This window comes from Chryseobacterium sp. PTM-20240506 (assembly GCF_048296755.1).
Classification (GTDB): domain Bacteria; phylum Bacteroidota; class Bacteroidia; order Flavobacteriales; family Weeksellaceae; genus Chryseobacterium; species Chryseobacterium proteolyticum.
In genome coordinates, this window is the sequence record NZ_CP182581.1 from 931,266 (window position 1) to 955,406 (window position 24,141).

The following is a 24,141-nucleotide window of genomic DNA, read 5'->3' on the forward strand; positions in this document are numbered from 1 at the left end:
ATTTATTTCTTTTTATAAGGCAGATTCCAGATCAGGTCAGCGGCAAGATAATGGACACCACCCTTATGTATGCTGTGGCTGTCTCTGATCAGGTCATCCATATAACCGATATCTACCGTAAAAGGAGAATTGGGAATATCAAACATATAATAAGCAGCAATACGCATTTCCCGGTATCCAAAAGGAGTCCATTCTTTATCCGGCTCATTAAGATGGCTCACAGAAAATAATCCTTCTACGCTAAGCATCAATTTCTGGCTATTCTCTGATGGCAGACTATAGGTGATCTGGCTTTTAAGACGGGTCCTTAACTGAAAATCTTCTTCCACATTATGGAAGTCAGGATCAAAAAACTTTCTGAATTCCTGTCGCACGGTATTTTTAAGCTTCCATCTTTCTCCGAGATTAAAAGTATATGCATACCTCCCATAGATCCTGAATTCCTGCTCTATACCTTCTTTTTCATAAGGGGAGACCTCATCATATTGAGGCTGACGACGATAACTGAATGCATAACTGTACTGCTGGTGCGGGGCAAACGAATGATACACCTCATGATTCAATACCAGGATCGCCTGCCTGGAAAACAAATTATTCCGGTCCGGCTCACTTTTACGGCCTATCGCAACATAACTTAAAGTTTGCTTTTTCCCCAATGAATCCAGTCTGCGGCGAACACCAAATGCACCCCAGAATGCTGTATTGGCTTCCCCTAAACCCGGCGGGCTGATCTGGGCTTGTAAAAAGAGACTTCCGAACAGCAATAAGGCTCCGGCAATTTTTTTTAATCTCAACGGTCGTTCCGATAAAACATTCTTCATTATCACAAATTTAAAGGCTTTTTAACTCCACGTATTATTTAAATGACTTTTAAAGTGTCGAAAATCGGGACAAAATCTGGAAGAATTCTGGAATCCATGTTATAATTTTAATTAGTCTACTAAATTAATAGACTAATATGATTTATCTCATGTCCCTCCTTGGTTAAGATTTGTGAAGAATTAAATACTTTTGACACAGTTAAAAAAATAAACTTTATTCTCATGAATAAAACTTCATCTCATCCTTATTTATGCACGATGACAGCAACGGTATCCATTCAAGACGAATGGAGTACAGGCAACTGTCTTTCACAACACGATCTTATGTCACAATACATGTGTTTTGATTTTATGATGTGCTACATGATGATGAAGTCATAAGCCACCTTTACTGTAGAAATTAAAACCCAATAATTACAGGTTTTAAACAGAAGCAATTCCCGTACAATTTAACGACTCTATTATAGCCGTCCCGGAAAAGGAGGGAGGAGGATTATTATTTCTTACCGGAAAAAAACAGTAAGCATCCATCTCATTTTTTAACCTACTTAAATTAATATATAATGAAGAAAAACCAATGTAAAATTGGTGCACTGGCCATGATCTTAATTGCAGAATTTGGCTTTGCACAAAATAGGGACAGCCTTTCCACCAAAGAGCAGTCTATAAAAGAAGTCGTGGTGGTAGCCTTTGGAAAACAGAAAAAAGAAGAAATAACAGGGTCCGTACAGTCTTTAAAGACAAAAGATATTGCTAATCTCCAAAACGGAAATATTTTACAGGGAATCGGGGGTAAAGTAGCAGGAGTACAGGTAGTATCCTCAGGTCAGCCGGGTTCACAGCCTGTCATCAGAATGAGGGGAATAGGTTCGATCAATGCTTCAAGTGATCCATTAATCGTATTGGACGGCATTCCTTATAACGGAAACCTTAACAGCATTCCGGGATCTGATATTGAAAGCATCTCGTTTCTTGAAGATGCTTCTTCCAACGCATTATATGGTTCCAGGGGAGCCAATGGTGTGATCATTGTGAACACCAAAAGGGGTAAATCCAAAGGACTTCATATAGAAGCAGATATCAGAACAGGGGTTAATTTCAGATCTGTTGAAGATTATTCAGTGTATACTTCACCACAGGATTACTACACCGCTTATTATAACCGGGCAAGGATCGGTGAAATTGCCAGATTAACACAACCCGGAGCGGTTCCTTCCGGTACTAACCCTCATGAAGTTGGAATAACTGCTCTGACCAGCTTGAGATACAATGCCTACAACGTCCCTTTCAGTCAAATGATAGGGCAGGATGGTACCTTTAACAAAAGTGCCCAACTTATCTACCAGGACAACTGGAAAAAACTTCTTTTTAAACCCGGATTAAGAAGAGAAGCCAATGTAGGGATCAGCGCCAATAATGACCAGGTAAAATCCTATACCTCCCTGAATTATTTAGATGATAAGGGATATCTTATTTCTTCCGGTTTTGAAAGATTCGGAATACGATCCAATCTGGATTATACTATCACCTCAAAGTTAAAACTGATCAGCAGCCTGTCTTATACTTACAGCCAGCAGGATTTTGGTGAATCGGGAGGATTTTCCAATCCGTTCCAGTTTGCAAGAAATATTGCTCCTTTTTATCCTGTTTTCCTTAGGAATGATAATTACCAGATCATTTATGACAATAATGGAAATCCACTCTATGATTACGGGGATTCCAGTGGTCCAAACGGAGCAGGAAGGTCTTATGCTGTCTATGAAAACCCGGTAGCCAATCTTCAGCAGGATAAATTCCGGACAACAAGCAATCTCACCAACATTAATCTGGGCCTCAATTACGAAATTGTCAAAGGATTGGATTTCACCTATAACTTTGGAGCATATCTGGAAAATCTTAAAGACCTCAGATATGGCAATACCGTCGGAGGAACTTCATCATCCGTCGGGGGAACCATCAATATGGGCTCCACATTCAAGCATACATTAAACCATCAGCAGCTCCTTACTTATCAGAAAAAACTGGACAAACATAATTTCAATATCCTTATTGGGCATGAACTCAATAAAATAAAAAATGAAGGGTTTTCCGGATCAAAACAACAACTGTTATTACCCAACTCGTTATCTTTTGACAATGCTGTAAAAATAACAGATTTATCGGGGAATGGCTATGAATATGCTGTAGAAGGCTACTTTTCCAGATTACTTTATAACTATGATAATAAGTATTTTTTCAATGCCAATATCCGAAGAGACGGATCGTCTGTATTTTCGCCGGATAGCAGATGGGGTACCTTTATGGTCTGGGAACTGCATGGAATGTAGCCAAAGAAGATTTCCTTAAAGATAATAAAGTAATCAGCTCCTTAAGGTTAAAAGCTTCATACGGTCAACAAGGTAATGATAACATATTACTTAATGACGGAACAAGGGATTATTATGCATACCAGGACATCTATGGCATCAATAACTTTGGAAATGATAAGCCTGTTCTTTCCCTTAAAAAGCAGGGAAATAAGGACTTAAAATGGGAAACTTCCAAAAACCTGAATGCAGGTTTTGAAATATCCCTGCTACAAAACAGGATCAGCCTGAATGCAGATTATTTCGAAAGAAAAGTATCCGATATGATCTATACGCTTCCATTACCGCCTTCCAATGCCGGATCCTACATAAAGTACGGCAATATCGGTGACATGATCAACAGGGGAGTCCAGGCAAATCTAAGCGCTGAAATCCTGCACTCCGATCAATTCCAATGGAATGTATATGCGAATGCCACCCATTACAAAAATAAAATCACCAGATTACCGGCCGAACAAAGAAATACAGGTCTTGTTTCCGGACTTTTTATCCTTACGGAAGGAGGCGACAGGTATACTTACTATCTTAAAAAATTTGCAGGTGTAGACCCTTCTAACGGAGATGCTTTATGGTACCGTACAGCATTAAACCCTAATACCCAGAAAGAGGAAACAACTGTTACCCGGAATTATAAGGATGCAACAGATTACAATACGGGTAAATCCGCCATTCCAAAAGTATATGGTGGTTTCGGAACTGATTTTACTTATAAAGGATTTAACCTGGCTGTCAATTTCTCTTATCAGTTCGGTGGATACGGCTATGATGATATTTACAGGTCTTTATTCCATTCTGATAGCTATGCTTCTAATTATTCTACAGATCTAAGCAAAACATGGACACCGGAAAATCCGGGTGCAGAGCTTCCAAGGGTAGATCTTACCTCTACGAATCAGAATGGAAATTCCACGCTTTATCTTATAAAATCGGATTATATCAGTCTTCAGGATGTTATATTATCCTATCAGCTTCCGGACGGATTTCCGCAGCAGGCAGGTTTATCGGGGCTGAAAATTTACGTTACAGGAAACAACCTTTACCTATGGTCTAAAAGAAAAAGTTATGATCCGAGAGCTTCATTAACCGGCGTATCCGATCCATACCGTTACTCTTTATTATCCAGTATTTCCCTAGGTTTTAAATTAACATTTTAAGAAAATATGAAAACAATACAATACTTTATAGCAGCCCTGTCAATAAGCGTTATGATGACAAGCTGTGCCAATGATCTGAATACAGATCCGGATGGAGATATCTCCGGTGAACAGTTGAATAATGATCAGTCATCACCTGAAAAAATACTGGGTGGAATATACCTTGATCTCCGCAGCAACGGAGCCGGAGGAACGACCTTACATTCTGATTTTGGAATTATGGCGATAAAAGCAGGATCAGACTTGATGTCTAATGACGTTATCCAGGCTAAAAATCAGCATTTGGGAATGTTTTACAATTATGATGCAACGAATGCCAATAATTCTGCATCCGAATTTGTATGGACTACATTTTATGCGAGAATCTTTATCATCAACAAACTTCTGGATGGTCTGCAGAAAAATGGTAACGATAATAATAAAGCCATTAAAGGACAACTTCTCGCCCTCAGAGCTTACTCCTATTTTTATCTGGTGCGGTTTTACGCCAACGATTACAAAGGTCATCAATCGGAGCCGGGAGTTCCTTTGGTCTTAACAAGCAGCAATCCAAGCCAGGGACTTCCCAGAGCAATCATATCGGATGTATATAAACAGATTGCCAGTGATATTGAAGAATCTATTATACTTCTGGATAGCTATGCCCGCCCATCCAGAGCCCAGATAGACCAAAGAACGGCAAAAGCTATAGCCTCAGAAGTTTATTTACAGACAGGAGATTACATAAAAGCAGCAAAATATGCTGAAGAAAGCAAGCAGGGAATAGCACTGATGACCGAAAATGAGTATACGACAACCGGGTTTTCCAATATCAATAATCCGGAAGTATTGTGGGGCTTCCACAATACGACCTCCACAATGAGTATTGGAAATTACTATGCTTCTTTCTTCTCTATGTTTGATAATACCAATAAAGGATATGCCGGTGCTGCCGGTATCTATAAGCTTATCGACAAAAGGTTGTATGAAGCTATTCCAGAAACGGATTATCGCAAAAAAGTATTCAACGGAGCACAAAGCAATTCCTATACTTTTAATGGAGAAACAAGAAATTATCCTGCATATGTGAGCTGGAAATTTAAAGACCCTACTTTTTTTGAAGGGGATTATATTTATATCAGGGCTTCATCATTATATTACATACAGGCTGAAGCCCTGGCCAGACAGGGAAGGGAAGCAGAAGCCAGACAGGTATTGTATGAAATCACTTCGAAAAGAAACAGTGCCTACACGTTATCTACCAAAACCGGAAATGAGCTGATCAATGAAATTATCCTGCAAAAAAGGATAGAATTATGGGGTGAAGGTTATGACTGGTTTGACATGAAAAGACTGAATGTTCCTCTGGAAAGAATATATCCGGGAACCAACCATACGTTTGGCAGATTCAATCTTTCACCCGATAAATTCAGGTTCCAGATTCCTAATAAAGAGATCAATAACAATCCACAGATCAAACAAAACGACTAGCAACACACATTCATTCATATCAACAAATTATTAGCAATTTGTAGCCGGAGTATTTTCACTCCGGCTTTTTTGTATACTACTTCTATGGCAATTCAAATTATAGCCTCGCATTAGCACACATTTTGTTATGATAGATGCTCAGTATTACCATAATGAAATTAATTGATCTCTGGTCAATTCAAAATTAATTTGAAATTGGTGTACTTATTTTATCCTGATTAATTTTTAAAATATGAAATTCCTAATTTATCTGGAGGCCAATAAAAAACTTCTATTTAAAGCAATACTCATGAGTTTAGTGGTGCTGTTTATTCTGTTGAGCCTTTTTGTTACTTTTATTTCTCCCGAATATCTGGACCTCCATATTTCCAGAGAAATACAGGAGAATCAAACCAGGAATCTTGACGCATTAATGATAGGTATCAGCTGGTTGGGAAGAACCCCGGTATCAGTGGTTATGGTTTTCCTTACTGCCCTTGTACTGGTTTTATTACGGTATAGAAAAGAAGCCGTATTTATTGTATCCACATTGTTATCAGGACTTGTAGGCTTAATCCTTAAAATAATCATCAATAGACCGCGTCCTTCCCAGGATCTGGTCGTTCTTTTAGAAAAAACCCAATACCAGAGTTTTCCAAGCGGACACGTTTTATTTTATACCACTTTTTTCGGAGCGCTGATTCTAATTTTCCTTCATATGAAGACCATAAAATATACCGTGCGTATATTCCTTGTTGCCGCATGTCTGCTGATGATATTTGCAGGAGCTTTTTCCCGTATTTATCTGGGAGCACATTGGTTTACAGATGTTTTAGGCGGATTTATTGTAGGGATTCTCTGTCTCTTTGCTTTGGGATCCGTCTATGTGAAAAATATAAGAACTGCACCATAAAGTTGCTGAATAGTAAAGTGATATAATGGCGAAAAGGCAAAATTGCATAAAACCGGCTTCTCAAAAAACAAAATTTACAATTCAATAAATCTGCAATTTTACCTTCCAGCTTTATTCGATTCCGGCTTTTCGCTTTTTCGCGATGTAACAATACTTCAAAATGGTATCTTTTTTGCGACCATATCCGTATGAGTTGTTTTATTTCTGCTTATTGAAACTCAGTCCAATAGCAAAACACTCTGAATATTCGTTACACTTTAATTCTTAACATTATGCTTAATTATAACTTAGCTAATCAGGAAATAGCCATCCGCCTGCTTGTTGCTGCTGTATTCGGTGGTCTTGTCGGTTGGGACAGACAAAGGAAAGAAGGGGTGGTAGGTTTAAGAACCCATATGTTGGTTTGTGTAGGTTCTTCTTTAATTATGATTGTTTCTGCCTTTGGCTTTAATGATATTATGGGAAAACCTTCTATTGTGCTCGACCCTTCAAGGATTGCTGCTCAGGTCATCAGTGGAATAGGCTTTTTGGGAGCCGGTACCATTCTTTTTCTCAGACCACAAATTATAATCGGACTTACTACAGCGGCTGGATTGTGGGCTGTTGCAGGTATCGGATTAGCCGTTGGGGGTGGCTTGTATTTTCCAGCCTTCATTGCCACGGTGATCATCCTTGTTATTCTGGCTCTTTTAAAACCATTTGAAAGAAAGCTTTTTAAAAGTACAAAAGGTAAAACCATGACCTTGTTCTATAATTCCGGACTGATCAGCCTTGCTCAGATTGAAAGTATATTCACTAAATATGAGTTGGTTACAAGTGAAATATTCATACACAGCAGTAAGGACAGCTCATCCGATGAACTAAAGGTTACCTTTGATTACAATTCCCCTCCATCTCAAATACTTTCAGCATTAGATGAGTTTAAAACGATTGAAGGGATAACTGAGATTAATTCTCATATCTAATAAATCTTTCTTTAAATTCTTTTTCAACTTTAAGAATTATACAGCAAAATGATCCGCTTCATTTATGCAGATTTATGCATTAAGCAAGATTAATATTGCGATATAATGCAAATTTGCATATTTTCGCAAAACAAATAATTACATTAATGGTCTCTGAAACGGTAAAGAAAGCAAAAATAGCTACCCAGCTTATATTTTTAGTTTGTGGATTGGGAATTGCGAGTTGGGCACCTATGGTTCCCTTTGCTAAAGACAGGCTTAGATTAGATGAAGCCGATTTAGGCTTACTGTTGCTTTTGCTGGGAGGAGGAGCCTTGTTGATGATGCCGTTATCAGGACTCCTGATCAATAAAATAGGGAGCCGGAAAATTATAGCTGTAAGCGTTTTGTTGAGTGCATTACTTCTTCCTTTTCTATTGATTGTATCGGATGTTTATATTATGGGAGCCGTTCTTTTCGCATTCGGGTGCAGCATAGGAACGATTGATGTAGCTATGAATGCTCATGGAGTACAGGTGCAGAATCAATATGGAAAACCTATTATGTCATCCCTACACGGACTCTTTAGTGTTGGCGGGCTTTTCGGTTCTTTAGGACTGGGTTTTCTTATGAAGCTGGGATTAAATCCGATTTATGCGGCAGTAAGTATATCCGTTTTGCTTATTTTCCTTTTGATCATTCAATTCAGATATTTATTTGATCGTGAAACGGAAAGAAAAAGCATTATCCAGTTTTCCCATGTGGATCCTGAAAGTAAAACGACTTCCCGTTTTCAATGGATGGATTCGAGAGTTTTAATTCTGGGGATCATGTGCTTTATGGTTTTTCTCTCCGAAGGAGCTATGTTGGATTGGAGTGCCGTATTTCTAAGAGATGATAAAGGCGTAGAGTCTGAATTTTCAGGGATAGGATATGCTGCTTTTTCTGTAGCCATGGCTGTTATGAGATTATCGGGGGACTCCCTTATCAGCAAATTAAACAGCAGGATAGTGGTCATAGGCGGAAGTATTATTGCTGCAGCGGGAGTAATTATTTTAACGTTTAGTCCATGGGTACCGCTATCTCTTTTTGGCTTTATATTACTCGGATTGGGAGCTGCCAATATCGTTCCTGTATTTTTCAGTGAAGGTGGGAGGATTTCAGGAATTTCTTCCACGGTTGCCATTCCTGCAATTACGACAATAGGTTATGCCGGATCACTGGCAGGTCCTGCTTTACTAGGCTTTATTGCGCATCATTTTTCTTTGACTGCTGCATTTGAAATTATAGCTTTGCTATTTGTTGTGGTCGCCATCATATATAAATTCAGAAATACTTCGTCATCATGTTAAAAGAAGAACGTTTTGAGGTCATCCTGACCCAGCTAAAGAAAAAAAAGAAAGTTATGTTTGAGAGCCTTGCCTCAGATCTTAATGTTTCTGAAGACACGGTACGAAGAGATATAGAGCAGCTTCACCGCAATGGTCTTTTATCCAAGGTTCGTGGAGGTGCTATTTTAAGAGAGAAAGATCCGCTATCTTTTCATGACAGGCAGTCTTTTTTGGCCGAGGAGAAAAATGTAATTGCTTTAAAAGCTCAGCAATTCATTAAGGATGGGATGACCCTCTTTTTAGATGGGGGAACAACCCTCTGTGCAGTTGCGAATTATATGCCGGCAACTATCAATATCCGGGTTATAACGAACAACACCTCGCTTATTCCTATACTTAGTAAATTCAAAAGGGTAGAACTGATTCTGTTGGGAGGAATTTATGATAATGATTTAGCCGTTACTACAGGAAATGCAACCTGTCATGAAGCGTCCCGGTTTATTGCAGATCTTTTCATCATGGGAACCTGTGCAATAGATGCAGATTTTGGTGCATCAGCAACTTCTATGACTGATGCGGAAACCAAAAGAACCATGATCAGATCATCAAAAAAAACAATTGCACTCGCCAATCAAAATAAACTCCGACGGACAGAACCCCTTAAAATCTGTGATATTTCAGATCTTGATGTATTAATTACAGATCTATCTGCCGATCATGATGAACTGGAATCTTTCCGGAGGTTAAATGTTCAGATTGTGTAGAGAACAGTATTATAAACTGTACGATTGAATGTTAAAAATCAATCTAAAAGCTTATGTTACCGTCATTCTTTTTCTAGGACAAACGGCTTTTTCTTTTCAGCCGATTCTCTATAATTAAAAAATACATAATATTATAAGTAAGATAAGTCATATTTATCATGATAACAAAATCAACCTGCTATTGAGCAGGTTGATTTTGTTATCAATATTCCGGAGCACACTTCTCTCTATTTTATCCATCCAAAATAAATCGAAATGGGCATCATCGCCAATGTAAATGGTATTATAACGGCAAAAGCATAACCCAAATTGAGAATCAGGCAATTGAATTTATTGGGGTTACCACCAAGAGAACGGAATGCACTTTGGAAGCCATGGGCCAAATGCCAGGCAAGGGATGAACATCCAATCAGGTATATAACCACTTCAACAGGATTCGTGAATTTATCAATCATCATTTGGTACAAGGGAAGTTCTTCGCCCGACTGAAACTGATGAATTCGATTAGGAATCCAAAAATTTCGGGTGTGAATAACCAGGAATAACAAAAGCAATGTCCCTAATAAAGTCATGCTTTTACTATACCATGTAACTCCTGACAGCCTTTTTTCTATTGCATAACCAACCGGCCTGGCTTTTTTATTCTTATACCACAGCATATATCCCTGGGCAATATGAATAATAAATCCAATAACCAGAAATACCTCAATCGTCCTGATTATAGGATTGGTAGCCATAAAATGGGCTCCGATTCCAAATGTTTCCCCATGATCATTATAAAAAATAAGCGCATTAACCGAAGCATGTACAATAAGAAAGCTGATTAGAAATAAACCGCTTAATGCCATTACAACTTTTCTTCCTATGGAAGTTGTGATCAGGGTATTTTTCTGATAGTTCATAGCTGCTTTTCTGAGATAATGTAAGATCTTCCGGATAATCAACGCCTGTTTTCGGGCTTTGCAATCCATTCAGAATATTTGATCACTCCTACATAAGCAGGATGTTCCGGAACCAGTGTCTTTTCTTCCAGTATAGCTCCTGAATAAGGTGCAGCCGTATCTGTTTCAACCTGAATATCTTTTCCGGTTGATACAATATATTGCTTTATCCAGTCATCCAGTCTTATTTGATCCGGACCTCCTATTTCAATCATTTCATTGACGGGTTTTTCAACTGCGATTTTACTCATAAATGCAGCGACTTCAGCACTTGCCATAGGCTGAACAAATGCATCTGAAAGCCATACTTTTCCGTCTGATGTTCCTATCGTTGCAATCCCTCCCGCAAATTCAAAAAATTGTGTGGCATGAACAATGGTAAATGGTATTCCAGACTCTCTGATCATATCTTCCTGAGTTTGCTTAGCCCTAAAATATCCACTCTCTTGCAATTTATCTGTTCCTACTACTGATAGCGCAACATAATGCTGCAGTCCGGCTTTCTTTGTCGCGGACAACAAATTATGGGTGGAAGTTTTGAAAAAGGTCATCACATCATCATCTGCGAATGATGGTGAATTCGATACATCAATCACTACATGAGCTTCTTTAAGGGCCTCATCAAGACCTTCTCCGGTAATTGTATTAACGCCGGAACTTGGTGAAGCAGAGATAACTTCATGTTCATTTTTAAGAATATTTGTTAGCTGACTTCCTATAAGTCCGCTACCTCCGATGATTACAATTTTCATTTTTTTTGTTTTGATTATTAATACAACAAAACTGGAAATAAAAAAGCTATATCTGCTTAAACTGGTTTAAGAAAATGCTAACCATTCAGATTTCTACAAAATGGGATTCATAATCTCAGCAGAATAAAATAATAAAAAACCTCATTTTAAAAATTAAAAATGAGGCTTATCAAATTTGTAAAATGTCCTTCTCCAGAAGTGAAATGCAGATTGAGAAACTTTATTTTTTTTCCGGAACTAAAAATGGTTTCCCTTTATCTCCGACAAAAAAGGCAAGAAGCCTGGCTGGCTTATCTTTACTCATATTTCTCGTTCCTGAATGTAGTCCGTCTGGTTTTTCATAAAAGGCATCGCCGGCTTTATAATGATATACTTTACCATCAAAGGTAGATTCCAGTTCACCCTCTAAAACGTAACCAAAAGTAGGAATAGGATGCCGGTGTGGCGCAGAGACTTCACCCGGAGAAAAATTAACGATAACCATTTTTACTTCCTGCTCTTTAAGCCCGGAAGTTTCTATGAATTGTTTGAAGATAACACGTGGTGGGATTTCAGATGCTGAATCCCCGGAATGTTGTGCTTTTGCATTCATCACAAAAGCAAAACAAAAGGCAATAGGAATGATTGCTGATTTTTTCATTGTATCCAGTTTTTTCTTTGATTATTACTAAAGCAAAACTGAAAATAAAAAAGCCATATAAGCTTAAACTGGTTTAAGAAATATTACTTTAAAATTCATTCTGTTCCCAACAAAAAACCACTGCAATACAGTGGTTTTCTATTATAAAAAATATAATTTCTATGATTCAGTAAATGGATCAGCTTTTAAGCTTACCTTTCAACGGGTGCTCGCCCTGCCATCCGGCACTGGCATCATTACCCACATAATGAATTGATAAATCTGCAGCGGCTTTGGAATTGGAAAAACAAATCGAACGATCCGAGCTGTTCTCCAGTTTCTCAATATACCAGAACGCTTCATTTTCCAGAGCTTTCAGTTTAGAGTTTGTTTTATAGACCAGTAGATCAGCTGAGCTTTCAACATCAGTTTCATAAACTACAAGATCATTTTTAGATTGAAAATTTTTAATACTAATACTTGGCATGTGTTCGGTGTTTTGGAGTTATTATATTTCGGTATTGAATCAATTCCGTAGGCCTAAAGGTAGTAAATTATAATTTAATGGATCACAATGCTTTATATCTCCTTCCATTAAACCATTTCTTTAACCTTCTGTTTAGATTTTCTGAATTCGGTTAAACTGATCTTGTGGCGCTTTTTGAAAAACTTATTGAGGTGGCTTTCATCCGCAAAACCAAACTCGCTTACGATTTCATTGATCCGCATATCACTGAACATCAGTCTGTGCTCAATCAATCGCATTTTGTAGTTATAGATATAGTTCTGAATAGTTTCTCCACATTGATTCTTAAAATAGCTTCCCAAATAAGTTTCAGATAATCCAAATTTCTGACTGATCACAGAAGCCTTCAGCTGTTGTGGGTCATAGATATGGGTCTGAATGTGACCGATGATCGATAACATTCTTTTGTCTGCATTCACCGTTGCATTGACGGGCCTCATCTTAGAAATATTTCTTGCTGCAATCACAATTAATGCGTTTACATAATGAAGTGTGAGATCCTCCTGATAAAGATCACTATGCTTCATATTGTGCAGAAGTGAATCTACGATTGATTTTACCAGGAATTCATCCGGCTTGTTTTTCAAAACACAGCCTGACAGATGTGAAGCATGATACAATAAGCATTCAATACAGTTTATGCTTTTCCAATTGTATTCTCTTACATAATTCTCACTGAATTTAACAAATAAAAATTCTGAGATCTCAGAAATCTCAAAATAATGCTGGTCATTAGGAGTGAGCATGATCAGGCTACCTTTGTTGTAGGTAACTTTATTATCATTGATTTCTAAAAATCCTGATCCGGAGATAACATAGACCATCTGAAAAAAAGAAAACTGCAGATTCCTTACGGGGCACTTTTCTGTTTTACAGTACTCTACATCTACCAATCGGTCTATATTTTCTTTATTCATCCTGCAAAATTACTCAATTATCATTAAAATATACTGATTTATTAAAAAAAATCTGTCCAATTTTGTGGAATAATTTTAAGACTCATCATGAAACGATCGATTTATATTTTGGCTCTGGGAGCTTTTGGAATCATTACTACAGAATTTGGGGTAATTGGAATTCTACCCAACATCAGCAGGGAATTTAATGTATCTATAGATACAGCCGGTTGGCTGTTAAGTGCTTTTGCACTTACTGTGGCTGTTTCATCTCCTTTTATCACTGCATTTACCACTAAGATCAACCGTAAGCTTTTATTATGTATGGTGCTTGGTGTATTTGTATTATCAAATCTTCTTTCTTCTATTTCAACCAGTTTTACCATGTTGATGGTAGCACGGGTTCTACCTGCGTTTTTGCATCCGCTGTTCTGGAATATTTCAATGGCAATTGCATTTAAACAGGGTGGTGCTAAAGCCGTTTCTGTGGTAATGGCAGGACTTAGTTTGGCTACCGTTTTAGGAGTTCCGCTTACCACCTATGCAGCGGATTTCTTTAATAACTGGCAAGCCTCTTTTTATATGGGAAGTTTTGTGAGCCTGATTGCGTTTTTAGGATTATTATTCTTTGTTCCGTCCATGCCCGCAAGTAAAGATAAAACATCACAAAATCAATTATACGTATTAAAAAGTCCACAACTTTGGGTCAATCTGATCTCGACTATTCTTACATTGGCAGCTATGTTTTCAAGCTATACCTATCTGGCGGCTTATCTGGAAAAAATTACGCGGATGAATGGAGCAGAAATAAGTGTAATGCTTCTTTTATTCGGAAGTATGGGAATTCTGGGGAACTGGCTTATGGGGATTGCACTAAACAGAAATTTACTTGTTACCGTACGATTGTTTTTTGTGTCTCTGATTGCCGTTCAGATATTAGCCTATTACTTCGGGGGAATTTTTGTGGCGATGGTTCTGATTCTTTCCCTTTGGGGAATGATACACACCGGAGGCTTCCTGGTTCCTAATATCCGTACCACCCAGGCAGTCCCTCACAGCGCCCTTGAATTTGTCAACAGCCTGCTGACTTCCTGCTACAATATCGGGATATCATTAGGAGCTCTTGTGGGTGGTTTAATTATTGCAAAATATGGAATTCATCAAATTGTCTGGATCAGCATTGCATTATTGGGAGTTACACTCGCCATCAGCTTTATTACTTTTCCGAAAAAAATAGAAATAGAATCAGAAGCTGAGGAAAAAGAAGAAATAACAATTTCTCCTGCAGTTTGCGAATAAATCATATTTGACTAAATAATAAATTTTTTCTCCTCATCTCAATACAGTTTTTATTCTGAATATTCTGCAGAAAAAGATTGTATTGAGATTATTTCTTCTTGGGTTATGATCAATCGTGACCATTTTATTTTTAATTTAGTATTACTTTTTAAATATAGCTTTAATACCAACATCCATTTATTATGCCTCCCGAAATGTATCATCAGGAATTTGATGTCCCGGAACAATTACAGGATACTATAAAATGTTTCTGGTACAACAGGAGGGATTCAACAGAAGCTCAATCCGTCTTTGAAGTAACTCCTGATGGCTATGCTGAAATTATTTTTTATTTCAGTGGCGAATGCAGCGTTGCTCAAAACGGAATTCTTCATCCGTTACCTTCACCATTTATGATGGGACTACTCAATCAGCCTGTTCATTTCCATATGGCCAACCGGCTGGAGATTATCGCGGTAAGATGTTTCCCATGGACGATTTTCGATTTGCTGGAACTTCCTTCCGGTAAAGTAGGGGTACATACTTTTGAACACCCAATAGCACAGCTTCATTCCACATTGGATGCATTGATTCAGCAAGGTAGAAAAGAAGAAGCTATAGATCAGCTAAAACAATATTTCCTTACACTGCGTTCACATGTTTCTACCGACAGCATGTTATTCAAAGCAGGAGTTGCCATGACAAAGGCCAAAGGTACTTTACCCGTCAGCCAGGTCGCTGAAGCGGCTCATGCAACAGTAAGAACTTTAGAAAGAAAATTTAAAGAGTCATCCGGTCACACCGTTAAGGATGTATCGGGTCTGATGCGTTTTGAGCAGGCCAGAAATCATTTATGGCTGCATCCTGATGTTAATCTAGCCGGGTTGGCTGTTGATCTTGGATATACGGACCAATCCCATTTAAGCAGAGAGTTTAAACGGTATACCGGTATTACTCCTGCTGCGTTCGCTAAAAAAGCTAAAAAAGGACAACGAGTGGTAAGCAATGATTTTGTCGCATTTGTACAATCCTAAGCTTACTGCATTTCTGACATTTGTATGGAAATTAACATACAAATTAAAAGACATGCAATATTTATTAAAAGACAAGAAAGTAGCGATCATCGGTGGCGGACCTGTAGGTTTAACTATGGCCAGACTACTTCAGCAAAAAGAAGTCAATGTAGCCGTTTATGAAAGAGACTTTGACGCCCAAACACGAATATGGGGTGGGACGCTCGATCTTCATAAAGGTTCCGGACAGGAGGCCATTAAAAAGGCCGGACTGCTTGAAAACTACTATACAACCGCAATTCCCATGGGAATTATATTTGCCGATCGACAAGGCAATACTTTACATACCAGAAAGCCAACTCCGGAAAACCGGTATGATAACCCTGAAATCAACAGAAATCAGCTAAGAAAGATCCTGCTGGAAAGCTTAGCTCCAGATACCGTTATCTGGAACAGAAAGCTGACCAACCTCACAGAACATAATGGCAAATGGTTGCTACAATTCGAAAACCAGCCCGATGCAACAGCTGATCTAGTGATTGTGGCCAACGGAGGAATGTCAAAAGTTAGAAACTATGTCACCGATGCCGAAATCGAAGAAACCGGTAGCTTTATTATCCAGGGTGATGTTCCGCAGCCTGAGATCAATTCTCCTCAAATGTACGGGCTGTGTGATGGAAGCAGGCTCATGACTTCAAACCAAGGAAGCTTATTCGTTGTCAATCCTTATAACAATGGTTCGCTGACTTATGGTTTAATTATACAAAAACCTCAAGAATGGGATCAGGGCCATGCTTTGGACTTTCAGGATAAAGAAAGTGTAATTCAGTTTCTTTCCGAAAGATTACCGGATTGGGGCAAACCTTATCAGGAAGTATTTCAGGCAACTTCCTTCTTCGTTGGATTACCAACCCGAAAATTACCATTAAAACAGTGGAAAGATAGCAGACCGCTTTCCATAACTCTGATCGGTGATGCAGCCCATCTGATGCCTCCTTTTGCCGGACAGGGTGTAAACATTGGCCTGGTAGATGCCCTTACATTATCTGAAAATCTTACTGAAGGTAGTTTTGAAACTGTAGAAGCAGCTATAAAAGATTATGAACAGAAAATGATAAAGTACGCAGCTGAAGCCCAACAAGAATCAGCCGTTAACGAGGCAGAAATGCGCGATCCCGATTTTTCTTTCCTACAGCTTTTTAAATAACAATAACCTTCTGCATAAAGAGATATAGCCTGGGTTGACGCAACTCAGGTTATATCTTTATAAAAAATAAATTTAATCATTTGATTAAATTACTTGTTTAACCTAAAAAATATTTTCTACCTTTGCAACAGAAGAACGATTGTAATATGAAAGAAGAATCTAAAAAAAAGGATACTACAACAGAAGAGAAGATCAAGGAAGCCGCACGAATCGTATTTTACAGAAAGGGATTCGCTGCAACCAGAACCAGGGATATTGCTGAAGAAGCAGATATCAACCTGGCATTGCTCAATTATTATTTCAGAAGCAAGGCCAAATTATTTGAGATTATCATGCTCGAAACTATGGCTGGATTCTTTCAAAGCTTGTTAGTGGTGCTAAATACAGAGAAAACAACTCTCGAAAAGAAAGTAGAAGAGGTGGTAGGGAAGTATATCGACCTGATCATCAAAGAGCCGGAAATTCCGACATTCATCATCAGTGAGCTTCGTAATAATCCTAATCTTCTATTGCAAAAAATCCCTTTAAAAGAAGTGATTCAATCTTCTGTCTTTTTAAAGCAACATCAGGAAGCGGTGAAAAAAGGTAGTATTATCGAGCCTAATCCTTTACATTTTCTAATTAACCTGTTGGGGCTTACCGTATTTCCCTTCATAGCAAAACCAATGTTGATTGGAAGCAGTGAACTGAACGATAAAGAGTTCAATACCTTAATGATTCAACGTAAAAAGCTTATTCCGATCTGGGTAAAAGCCATGATGGCGGCAGGCTAATTTTTTTTGACCCTAATTTAATCAAATGATTAAAACGAAATTTTAAACACGAATTGGAAAAATAAAAAAATGATTTTTAACCTATAAACGATGAGTTATTATGTACAAAAATGCTCAAAAATACCTGCTGGTTTTCGTTCTGGGTTGTGTCTCCACAACTTCTTTTAAATCTCAGCTTCAAAGCCTTAGTCTTGAAGAATGTTATCAGCTGGCAAAAGACAATTACCCGCTGATCAGAAAAAAAGGCATGATTGCAAAAACAGCCGGTTACAATATTGAAAACGCCAATAAGAAATATCTTCCCCAGGTTTCTTTTTCCGGCCAGGCCACATACCAGTCTCAAACCATCAGTTTTTCGGATGCACTGGGAGCACTCCCGATCAATGCCGCACTTCCTTCACTCAGTAAAGACCAATACAAAATTCAGGGAGAGATAGACCAGGTATTGTACGATGGAGGAACCACTCACAACCAGAAGGAACTGATAAAAGCCAATACTGAACTACAGCAACAAAACATTGAAACAAGCCTTTATACATTAAAGCAAAGGGTCAATAATCTGTTTTTCTCCATCCTGCTTATGGATGCACAGCTAAAACAAAACGACCTCAACAAATCCAACCTTCATACCCAGATCCAGAAGACAGAAGCCGCATTAAAATATGGTGTTGCATACAGAAGCAATCTGGATGAACTAAAAGCAGAGATCATCAATATCGATATGATGGCAACAGAGTATAAAGCTAACCGGGAAGCCTATCTTAAGATGCTTTCCATTTTCATTGGGAAAGAACTTTCAGATTCTACGAAACTTGAAACTCCCGACAGTGATTATTTTCAAACAGAAATTATAAGGCCTGAGCTCAAAGCTTTTGATCTCCAAAACTCCATTTATGACCTCCAGAAAAAACAGTTGAAATCCGATTTTCTCCCCAGGGTAAGTGCATTCTTCCAGGGAGCATATGGAAGGCCTACACTTAATATCATTGAGAATAAGTTCGGTCCGTGGTTTATTACAGGAGTAAGGTTTAGCTGGTCCCTTGACAGTTTGTATACCTCATCCAACAAAAAAGAAATACTAGAGTTAAACAAAAAAACTGCGGATGCAGACAGAGATACATTCCTTCTGAACACAAAACTGGATCTTACGCAGCAGGATGAACAGGTAAGAAAATACACCCAACTGATCACACAGGATGAAAACATCATTGCCCTGCGGCAATCTGTAAAACAATCTGCAGAAGCACAGCTTGATAATGGAGTAATCACCATCCACGAATACATTCAGAAACTCAATGCTGAACATCTTGCAAGACAAACCCTGGTTCTTCATCAGATTCAATTATTACAGGCCAGATACAATCAGAAATTCATAACCGGAAATTAATAATCCATTGTTACAATGAAAAAAATAATCATCCCCTTAGCCTATACTTTACTCTTGACGGCATGTCAACAAAAAGATAATTTTGACGCTTCAGGAAACTTTGAAGCCGATGAGGTTATTGTATCCGCACAGCAAAACGGTGAGCTGATTTCTTATTCCGTTCAGGAAGGATCGCAACTTCATGCAGGAAGTAAAGTAGGACAAATAGATGTGAAAGTAGCCACTCTTCAGAAAGAGCAGGCCGAAGCAAGCATCGGAGCCCTAAACCAAAAAACCAATAATGCGGATGAGCAGAATCTGCTGATCAAAAAACAGCTTGCTGTACAGGAAGCTCAACTGGCACAACAGCTCCGTGAACGAATACGTACAGCTAACTTATTGAAAGCAGATGCTGCTACAAGGAAACAGCTCGACGATATCGATGCCGCCATTGATCAACTAAGAAAACAGATTGAAGCCACCCGCCAGCAACGATCAGTCAATAACTCCAATGTCAATACCCAAAACAGAAGTATTCTCAGTGAAAAAGCTCCTTTGGAGAAAACAGCGGCCCAGTTTCAGGAACAGATTAACAAAGGACAGATTATTAACCCTGTTAATGGAGTAGTGCTTGTTAATTATGCCCTCAAAGGAGAAATGCAGCTGATCGGTAAGCCCTTGTATAAAATAGCCGATATCAGTACCCTTGATTTACGGGCTTATATAACGGGAGTCCAGCTTCCTCAGGTTAAAATAGGGCAGCAGGTAAAAGTAAGAATCGATCAGGGTAAGAATGGATTCAGGGAATACAAAGGAACCATACAATGGATCTCATCTCAATCCGAATTCTCTCCAAAAAATATTCAGACTAAGGACGAAAGAGCCAATCTCGTTTACGCTATAAAAGTACGTGTAAAGAATGATGGTTATTTGAAAATTGGAATGTACGGTGAGGTAGTTTTTTAATTAAAAATGGAAAATTAAAAAGTTCAATCTTTTCCTCTTTCAACTCTCAACCCTCAATTCATAATTCATAATTCAAAATAAAAATGAATTCAGTAATAGTAAAAAACCTGACCAAGTCCTACGGCGATATAAAAGCCATTGATGAGGTTTCATTTGAAGTAAAAAAGGGAGAACTCTTTGGGTTAATCGGTCCTGATGGTGCAGGTAAAACCTCTATTTTCAGGATTCTTACCACACTTTTACTTCCTGATAGTGGAACAGCCACTGTGGAAGAACATGATGTGGTAAACGATTACCAGATTATCCGAAATAAAGTAGGCTACATGCCAGGAAAATTCTCACTATATCAGGATCTCACCGTGGCAGAAAACCTGGACTTCTTCGCTACCTTATTTGGAACAACCATAGAGGAAAATTACAGTCTCATTAAAGATATTTATGAGCAGATCAAACCATTCAACAACAGAAGGTCAGGTAAGCTTTCAGGGGGAATGAAGCAAAAACTGGCTTTGTGCTGCGCATTGATCCATAAACCGGAAGTGCTGTTTCTGGATGAGCCAACCACCGGTGTGGATGTGGTTTCAAGAAAAGAGTTCTGGGAAATGCTAGGAAGATTAAAGGAGCAGAATATAAGCATCGTTGTTTCTACACCTTATATGGATGAAGCCAGACTTTGTGACCGGATCGCCTTGATACAGGGAGGAAAGATCATGTCTGTAGATCAACCCGAAACAATCGTCTCCAATTTTCCCAAATCCCTTTTTGCAGCCAAAGGCACCAATATGTACCAATTGTTGGAAAACCTGAGATCTGACCAAGCTGTTGAAAGTTGCTATGCATTCGGAGAATATCTTCATCTTACTATGGTTTCTGATACGGCAACTGAAAAGGAGGTGACAGAACTAGCCCAATCGTATCATCCTGATGAATTTGAGATCAAAAAAATTACCCCCACTATTGAGGATAGTTTTATTCGTCTGATGCGTGAACAAAAAGAAATAAGAGAAACGAACCATGGGAAATAAAGCAATTATCTGTAAAGATCTGACCAAGCAGTTTGGAGATTTTAAGGCCGTAGACGGTATTTCCTTCGATGTAGATCAGGGCGAAATATTCGGTTTCCTGGGAGCCAACGGGGCAGGGAAGACCACCGCCATGCGTATCCTTTGTGGCCTTTCTTTTCCAACCTCAGGAAAAGCAATAGTAGCCGGTTATAATGTATACAAACAACAGGAAGAGATCAAGAAAAATATAGGCTATATGAGTCAGAAGTTCTCTTTATACGATAATCTTACTGTATTGGAGAATATTGAGTTTTATGGAGGAGTATATGGCGTATCGCGTTCAGATATAAAAACACGAAGCAATGAACTCATTTACAGATTAGGACTGGAAAAAGAGGCTAAAAAACTGGTGGGTTCCTTACCGCTGGGCTGGAAACAAAAGCTGGCCTTTTCAGTAGCTGTTTTTCACAGGCCTAAAATCGTATTCCTGGATGAACCCACAGGTGGAGTAGATCCCATTACAAGAAGGCAGTTCTGGGATATGATCTATCAGGCAGCAGCGGATGGGATCACGGTGTTCGTGACCACCCATTATATGGATGAAGCAGAATATTGTAACCGGATTACTGTAATGGTGGACGGAAGAGTAGAAGCCATGGATACCCCCGCCAACCTGAAGAACCAGTTTGGAACCCACTCGATGGACGAAGTTTTTTACCAGTTGGCAAGAAGTGCCAAAAGATCAGGAGATTAGTTATGAAACAGTTACTCGTATTTATCAGGAAAGAATTTTACCATGTTTTCAGAGATCGGAGAACCTTACTTATCCTTTTTGGTTTGCCTGTCGTTCAAATCATCTTATTTGGATATGCATTAAGCAGCGAGGTAAAAAATATAGGCATTGCCATACAGGATAATGCCCATGACATCCATTCCGTCCAGATCATTTCCAAAATACAGGCAAGCCCCTATTTTACAATGCATGGACCCATCCTGAATTATCCGGATGTGGAAAGAAGGTTTAAAGAAGGAAGCATCAAATGTGCAGTTATATTCCCGGTCAATTTCGGAAAAGATCTCTATCGTACAGGCGGAGCGCAAATTCAGATTATAGCGGATGCATCAGATCCCAATACCGCAACGATATTAACCAATTATCTCAACAATATCATTAATGATTATCAGCAACAACTTAATCCCAATATCAAAATCACATATAAAATAATTCCCGAAATAAGGCTGTTATACAATGAAGAACAAAACGGATCACTGAATTTTATTCCGGGAGTGATTGCTTTAATTTTTATGATTGTGAGTACGGCTTTAACCTCTGTGTCTGTCGTTCGTGAAAAAGAAATGGGAACCATGGAAATCTTATTGGTTTCTCCTTTTAAGCCCGTTATGGTCCTGATGGCCAAAGCCATTCCTTATCTTGCATTGTCTTTGGTCAATTTTGTGATCATCCTGCTGCTATCTGTGTATCTGCTGGATGTAGAAATCCGGGGCAGCCTGCTTTTATTATTTGGAGAAAGCATCTTATTCATTATTACATGTCTTTCCCTGGGATTGCTTATCTCGAATGTAACCAACTCCCAACAGACAGCCATGCTGATTTCTATGATGGGAATGATGCTACCTACATTATTGCTTACAGGATTTATGTTCCCTATAGAAAATATGCCCTGGATATTCCGTGTCGTATCACACATCCTTCCCTCAAGATATTACTATGATATCGTAAAAGCAGTTATGCTGAAAGGACTGGGCTTTAGTTATGTATGGAAAGAAACTCTCGTCTTACTCATTATGGCAGGTGGACTCTTAACGCTTGCCTTAAAGAAATTTAAAATCCGCTTGTCATGAAAGTATTAAGCTTTATTTTAAGAAAAGAATTCCGTCAGATCTTCAGGGATAAGATTATCCTGACAATGATGTTCATGATGCCGACAATACAGCTCATCATCATGCCATGGGCGGCTAACTTTGAGGTAAAAAATATTAATATTGCATATGTTGATCATGATCAAAGTAGCTACTCCCACAGACTGATCAACAAAATTACTTCATCCGGATATTTTAAAATTGCAGGAAACCCGGATTCCTACCAAAAAGGATTGAAAATGATTGAACACGGTGATGCCGATCTTGTTCTGGAGATCCCTGCTCACTTTGAACGCAATTTGGTCCACGAGGAAAGCCAGAAAATAAATATATCGGTAGATGCGATCAACGGGACAAAGTCTTCTCTGGGAGGTAGCTATCTGGTATCGGTTATCGGAGATTTTAACAAAAATCTGGATATTAATATTAAATCACCGGTTAAAACCACCACTGTATCTCCGGCAACCATTAAAGTGGCAAGTACCAACTGGTATAATCCAAGGGCAGAATACAAATACTATATGGTTCCTGGAATACTGGTCCTGCTTCTGACACTGATCGGAGGATTCATTACGGCTCTTAATATTGTCAAGGAAAAAGAAATCGGAACCATTGAACAAATTAACGTTACTCCCATAAAAAAATGGCAATTTATCCTGGGGAAACTGATTCCTTTCTGGATTGTAGGAATGACTGTTTTTACCATCGGACTCATTGTAATGTACATTATTTACGGCATATTTCCTGAAGGGAGCCTTTTGACTCTTTATCTTTTTGCAGCAGTTTACCTTATTGCATTATTAGGGTTGGGCCTCCTGATCTCTACTTTTGCCGATACACAGCTTCAGGCAATGTTCATTGCATTTTTCTTCATGATGATCTTTATGCTGATGAGCGGATTTTTCACCAACACCGAAAGCATGCCCGACTGGGCGGGACAGATATCCAATTTCACTCCTGTTACCCATTTCATTAAAGTCGTAAGGCTTATTGTACTGAAGGGAAGTGGATTCTCTGAGATCAAAACCGAGTTTTTCTACCTGCTGGGATTCGCATTGCTCCTGAATTCACTGGCAATTTACAACTACAGGAAAACGAGTTGAAAGTACTGAAAATCAATAACAATTGTAAAATTACTTTGTTCATATTTCTAATAATCAATTATTAAAATGGAAAA

General features: G+C 38.6%; 23 protein-coding genes. 17 read left to right on the forward strand and 6 right to left on the reverse strand.

Annotated features, from left to right (window positions below):
• Positions 1-2: 2 nt before the first annotated feature.
• Positions 3-821, reverse strand: coding sequence for a hypothetical protein (locus tag ACNFU2_RS03995; protein WP_418123826.1), 819 nt, complete (start codon positions 819-821; stop codon positions 3-5).
• 563 nt (positions 822-1,384) lie between these two features.
• Here ACNFU2_RS03995 and ACNFU2_RS04000 point away from each other — a divergent pair.
• The 7 genes from ACNFU2_RS04000 to ACNFU2_RS04030 all read left to right on the forward strand — a co-directional run bounded on the left by ACNFU2_RS04000 (position 1,385) and on the right by ACNFU2_RS04030 (position 9,742).
• The gene (locus ACNFU2_RS04000) at positions 1,385-3,148 is read left to right on the forward strand and encodes a TonB-dependent receptor plug domain-containing protein (protein WP_418123828.1); all 1,764 of its coding nucleotides are present in this window, start codon (positions 1,385-1,387) and stop codon (positions 3,146-3,148) included.
• A complete protein-coding gene (locus ACNFU2_RS04005) occupies positions 3,109-4,341 on the forward strand; it encodes a TonB-dependent receptor domain-containing protein (protein WP_418123830.1) in 1,233 nt (410 codons plus the stop codon). The genes ACNFU2_RS04000 and ACNFU2_RS04005 overlap by 40 nt, the downstream gene beginning before the upstream one ends.
• Before the next feature lie 6 nt (positions 4,342-4,347).
• Positions 4,348-5,811, forward strand: a complete 1,464-nt coding sequence (locus ACNFU2_RS04010; RefSeq protein WP_418123832.1) for a RagB/SusD family nutrient uptake outer membrane protein — start codon at positions 4,348-4,350, stop codon at positions 5,809-5,811.
• Positions 5,812-6,043: 232 nt separating this feature from the next.
• Positions 6,044-6,703 carry a phosphatase PAP2 family protein gene (locus tag ACNFU2_RS04015; protein WP_418123833.1) on the forward strand — a complete coding sequence of 220 codons (660 nt, stop codon included), beginning with the start codon at positions 6,044-6,046 and terminating at the stop codon, positions 6,701-6,703.
• 272 nt (positions 6,704-6,975) lie between these two features.
• Entirely contained in the window at positions 6,976-7,668 is a 693-nt protein-coding gene (locus tag ACNFU2_RS04020; RefSeq protein WP_418123835.1) for an MgtC/SapB family protein, read from the forward strand.
• 146 nt (positions 7,669-7,814) lie between these two features.
• Positions 7,815-8,999 (forward strand): MFS transporter, encoded by a 1,185-nt coding sequence (locus ACNFU2_RS04025; protein WP_172282630.1) that lies wholly within the window; start codon positions 7,815-7,817, stop codon positions 8,997-8,999.
• Complete coding sequence (locus ACNFU2_RS04030; RefSeq protein WP_273648063.1) at positions 8,993-9,742, forward strand: DeoR/GlpR family DNA-binding transcription regulator; 750 nt, start codon at positions 8,993-8,995, stop codon at positions 9,740-9,742. Before ACNFU2_RS04025 ends, ACNFU2_RS04030 begins: the two co-directional genes overlap by 7 nt.
• 227 nt (positions 9,743-9,969) lie before the next feature.
• On the opposite strand, the gene ACNFU2_RS04035 is transcribed toward ACNFU2_RS04030, so the two are convergent.
• From ACNFU2_RS04035 to ACNFU2_RS04055, 5 genes are all read right to left on the reverse strand, one after another.
• Entirely contained in the window at positions 9,970-10,713 is a 744-nt protein-coding gene (locus ACNFU2_RS04035; protein WP_273648064.1) for a succinate dehydrogenase cytochrome b subunit, read from the reverse strand.
• Positions 10,683-11,435 carry an SDR family oxidoreductase gene (locus tag ACNFU2_RS04040; RefSeq protein ID WP_273648065.1) on the reverse strand — a complete coding sequence of 251 codons (753 nt, stop codon included), beginning with the start codon at positions 11,433-11,435 and terminating at the stop codon, positions 10,683-10,685. Before ACNFU2_RS04040 ends, ACNFU2_RS04035 begins: the two co-directional genes overlap by 31 nt.
• A 220-nt stretch (positions 11,436-11,655) precedes the next feature.
• Positions 11,656-12,075 carry a cupin domain-containing protein gene (locus ACNFU2_RS04045; RefSeq protein ID WP_273648066.1) on the reverse strand — a complete coding sequence of 140 codons (420 nt, stop codon included), beginning with the start codon at positions 12,073-12,075 and terminating at the stop codon, positions 11,656-11,658.
• Between the two features lie 178 nt (positions 12,076-12,253).
• A complete protein-coding gene (locus ACNFU2_RS04050; protein WP_172282622.1) occupies positions 12,254-12,541 on the reverse strand; it encodes a DUF6150 family protein in 288 nt (95 codons plus the stop codon).
• Positions 12,542-12,648: 107 nt separating this feature from the next.
• A complete protein-coding gene (locus ACNFU2_RS04055; RefSeq protein WP_172282620.1) occupies positions 12,649-13,497 on the reverse strand; it encodes an AraC family transcriptional regulator in 849 nt (282 codons plus the stop codon).
• An 87-nt stretch (positions 13,498-13,584) separates the two neighbouring features.
• Here ACNFU2_RS04055 and ACNFU2_RS04060 point away from each other — a divergent pair, with 87 nt between their 5' ends.
• The 10 genes from ACNFU2_RS04060 to ACNFU2_RS04105 all read left to right on the forward strand — a co-directional run bounded on the left by ACNFU2_RS04060 (position 13,585) and on the right by ACNFU2_RS04105 (position 24,067).
• Entirely contained in the window at positions 13,585-14,775 is a 1,191-nt protein-coding gene (locus ACNFU2_RS04060) for an MFS transporter (RefSeq protein ID WP_273648067.1), read from the forward strand.
• A 182-nt stretch (positions 14,776-14,957) separates the two neighbouring features.
• Positions 14,958-15,788: a helix-turn-helix domain-containing protein gene (locus ACNFU2_RS04065; protein ID WP_418123840.1), complete on the forward strand. Its 831-nt coding sequence runs from the start codon at positions 14,958-14,960 to the stop codon at positions 15,786-15,788.
• Positions 15,789-15,840: 52 nt separating this feature from the next.
• Positions 15,841-16,974: an FAD-dependent oxidoreductase gene (locus tag ACNFU2_RS04070; protein ID WP_418123842.1), complete on the forward strand. Its 1,134-nt coding sequence runs from the start codon at positions 15,841-15,843 to the stop codon at positions 16,972-16,974.
• 146 nt (positions 16,975-17,120) lie between these two features.
• Positions 17,121-17,747 (forward strand): TetR/AcrR family transcriptional regulator, encoded by a 627-nt coding sequence (locus ACNFU2_RS04075; protein WP_418123844.1) that lies wholly within the window; start codon positions 17,121-17,123, stop codon positions 17,745-17,747.
• A 100-nt stretch (positions 17,748-17,847) separates the two neighbouring features.
• Positions 17,848-19,134: a TolC family protein gene (locus ACNFU2_RS04080; protein WP_418123846.1), complete on the forward strand. Its 1,287-nt coding sequence runs from the start codon at positions 17,848-17,850 to the stop codon at positions 19,132-19,134.
• A gap of 15 nt (positions 19,135-19,149) precedes the next feature.
• On the forward strand, positions 19,150-20,079 hold the full coding sequence (locus ACNFU2_RS04085) for an HlyD family secretion protein (protein ID WP_172282610.1): 930 nt from the start codon (positions 19,150-19,152) through the stop codon (positions 20,077-20,079).
• Between the two features lie 83 nt (positions 20,080-20,162).
• The gene (locus tag ACNFU2_RS04090; protein ID WP_418123848.1) at positions 20,163-21,104 is read left to right on the forward strand and encodes an ABC transporter ATP-binding protein; all 942 of its coding nucleotides are present in this window, start codon (positions 20,163-20,165) and stop codon (positions 21,102-21,104) included.
• Positions 21,094-21,837 (forward strand): ABC transporter ATP-binding protein, encoded by a 744-nt coding sequence (locus tag ACNFU2_RS04095; RefSeq protein ID WP_418123850.1) that lies wholly within the window; start codon positions 21,094-21,096, stop codon positions 21,835-21,837. Before ACNFU2_RS04090 ends, ACNFU2_RS04095 begins: the two co-directional genes overlap by 11 nt.
• A 2-nt stretch (positions 21,838-21,839) precedes the next feature.
• Positions 21,840-22,946 carry an ABC transporter permease gene (locus tag ACNFU2_RS04100; protein WP_418123852.1) on the forward strand — a complete coding sequence of 369 codons (1,107 nt, stop codon included), beginning with the start codon at positions 21,840-21,842 and terminating at the stop codon, positions 22,944-22,946.
• A complete protein-coding gene (locus ACNFU2_RS04105; RefSeq protein ID WP_418123854.1) occupies positions 22,943-24,067 on the forward strand; it encodes an ABC transporter permease in 1,125 nt (374 codons plus the stop codon). Before ACNFU2_RS04100 ends, ACNFU2_RS04105 begins: the two co-directional genes overlap by 4 nt.
• The last annotated feature ends 74 nt before the right edge of the window (positions 24,068-24,141 follow it).